Source organism: Flavobacteriales bacterium (assembly GCA_013214975.1).
Taxonomy (GTDB): domain Bacteria; phylum Bacteroidota; class Bacteroidia; order DT-38; family DT-38; genus DT-38.
Genome location: JABSPR010000353.1, coordinates 1 through 2,588, shown reverse-complemented (window position 1 = coordinate 2,588; position 2,588 = coordinate 1). Strand labels below are relative to the sequence as shown.

The 2,588-nt window shown below is 37.1% G+C and carries 2 protein-coding genes; both read left to right on the top strand.

Features of this window, described 5'->3' with window-relative positions:
• Positions 1–13: 13 nt before the first annotated feature.
• Positions 14–1,255 (top strand): T9SS type A sorting domain-containing protein, encoded by a 1,242-nt coding sequence (locus tag HRT72_11450; protein NQY68319.1) that lies wholly within the window; start codon positions 14–16, stop codon positions 1,253–1,255.
• A 659-nt stretch (positions 1,256–1,914) separates the two neighbouring features.
• A partial coding sequence (locus tag HRT72_11445; protein NQY68318.1) for a beta-lactamase family protein occupies positions 1,915–2,588 on the top strand: 674 nt, incomplete at its 3' end.

Genomic DNA, 2,588 nt, shown 5'->3' with positions numbered 1-2,588 from the left:
CTCAAATAATAAAGTGAAACTTCCAAGTTATGTTCAAGGAGGAATACAAAACTTCAACGGTATAGCAGAGATAGGAATGCACTTTGAATGGGACGATGCTACTTATAGTGGAAATAACAACATTTTCCCTAGAGAAGATGATATCACACTTGGTACAATGGGAACTGCAAGAACAGGAGGTATTAGAGTTCCTTTTGACGTATCAGCAACTTATACAGTTACAGTTACAGATCCTGGTACAGGGTGTGAAACAGTTGATGAAATCCAAGTTATTGCACCAACTTATCCTGTAGTAGACCTTGGTTCAAGTGTTATCAATCAATGTTTTGATGTAAATAACTCAAATAATAAAGTGAAACTTCCAAGTTATGTTAAAGGAGGAATACAAAACTTTAACGGTATAGCGGAGATAGGAATGCACTTTGAATGGGACGATGCTACATATAGTGGAAATAACAACACTTTCCCTAGAGAAGATGATATCACACCTGGTATAATGGGAACTGCAAGAACAGGAGGGATTAGAGTTCCTTTTGACGTATCAGCAACTTATACCGTTACGGTTACAGATCCTGCCACAGAGTGTGAAACAGTTGATGAGATTCAAGTTATTGCACCAACTTATCCTACCGTTACTTTGAACTCAGATGTAGACAGATGTCTTCCTGCCTCGCCAATGGTATTTCCTTCAGGACTTACACTTACCTTCGGAGCAGGTTTTATAGGAATTTCAGAAGCTGGGAATTCATTTGTTTGGACTAACTATGTGAGTACAAATCCTGATTTCCCAAGTGCAGAAACACTTGAATCGAATTCGTATAATGGTGGTATTTTACTATCAGAGGACGATTTTGGAACATATACCGTGGAGGTTACTGGAACCAATGGATGTACCACAACAGCTGACATGATTGTTACCGCACCTGAAGATTGTGGTGGCGGCGGCGGTGTTGGTAAATCACTATTGAATCCAACTAACGAAAAGGTGACTGATATTGATTCGGATACTAGCATCGAAGTATCTGTATACCCTAACCCATTTACCGACCAAACCACTGTTATGATAAACAAAGATGGCGATGATGAACAAGTGCAAGTGCAGATAACTACTATAGGTGGTAAATGGATAAGCGCTCAACAGCAAACTACTAATGTGGAATTTCAAATAGGTGAGGATCTTAGCTCTGGGCTATATGTATTACATGTTATATATGCTGATGGTGTTGAAATCACAAAGTTAATTAAGACCAATTAATTTTATGTAAACAGAATGTAGTTAGCAATAGCTAGTTCTTTTAAACACCCCTTAACTGGAAATTGTTAAGGGGTGTTTTTTTATTCCATTCTAAACCAAACTTTGTTGGATATGCCATAAAACCATCGTTATATTGATTGAAATGTGTGTGCGTAAAAACCGTAATAATGAAGAGCCAATTCCTTTCAATAATTCTCCTATTGTCAATTAAATTTGACGACAATTATCACGATGCAAAAGAAAAGAGGAGGAAAACAACACTTCAATCCGTATCGTTTAATAGGTATATAACCAGATTTTAAATGTCAAATGTTAGAATAATCTTTAAATAATATCGTGTTACTAAATTTAAATACTCCCTTAATTTCAAGAGATTTCTTTAAATCTGATAATAATAAATCAATCGAAAACAATCCTATTGCGGCTACGCTAATCTAATTGTACGTGTTTCTCTAATTTCCATAACAACTTTAAATCCTTCATAAATAAGCTCGACAAACTACTTGCTGGGGGCAACATCAATTTTGAGAGTGCGAGCAGGAACCCAATCAGTCTAAAAACTTTCTTTTCTCGAACTTACATATATGTTGTTTATTCTGTAATATGGCGCTAACTACATTTTTCTCGATCTTTAAACGACTGATCGATCAAAATTCTACATGAAGCATTTGAGAAAATTCATCTTTCTATATTGTACAGTCTTCATATTTGTATCTCCTTGTATTGGACAAACGTTAAACGAGCTAGGCCTAACACCAGCACAACAAATTAAGGCGGCAGAAATCGACAGTTTTCTTCAGTTTTATCATAAGGAAGGAGTGCTGAATGGAACTGTTTTGGCTGCCGAAAACGGAAAGGTTATTTATAAAAATGCTTTTGGTTATGCAGACTTCCATACCAAAGACACCTTAAAGATTGAATCTATATTTCGGTTGGCTTCGGTGTCTAAGCAGTTTACCGCCATGTGCATCATGATTCTAAAAGAAAGAGGTAAGCTGGGCTACGACGACGACATCACGAAGTATCTACCCGAACTGAAATACAAGAATGTAACCATCCGACATTTGCTTTGGCACACCGGAGGGTTATCCGATGGCGACGAGCTATGGGAGAAGTATTGGGATAAAAGAAAACTGGCAGACAACCAGGATTTCCTTGAACTCATTGCTAAGTACAAACCGAAAAGGGAATTTGCACCGGGTAAAAGGTATTCGTACAGCAACATCGGATATAATTTTTTGGCAACAATAGTCGGGAGAGCCTCGGGAATTCTTTTCCGAGAATTTGTAAAACAAAACATTTTCGAACCTCTAGAAATGAATAATTCACTTGT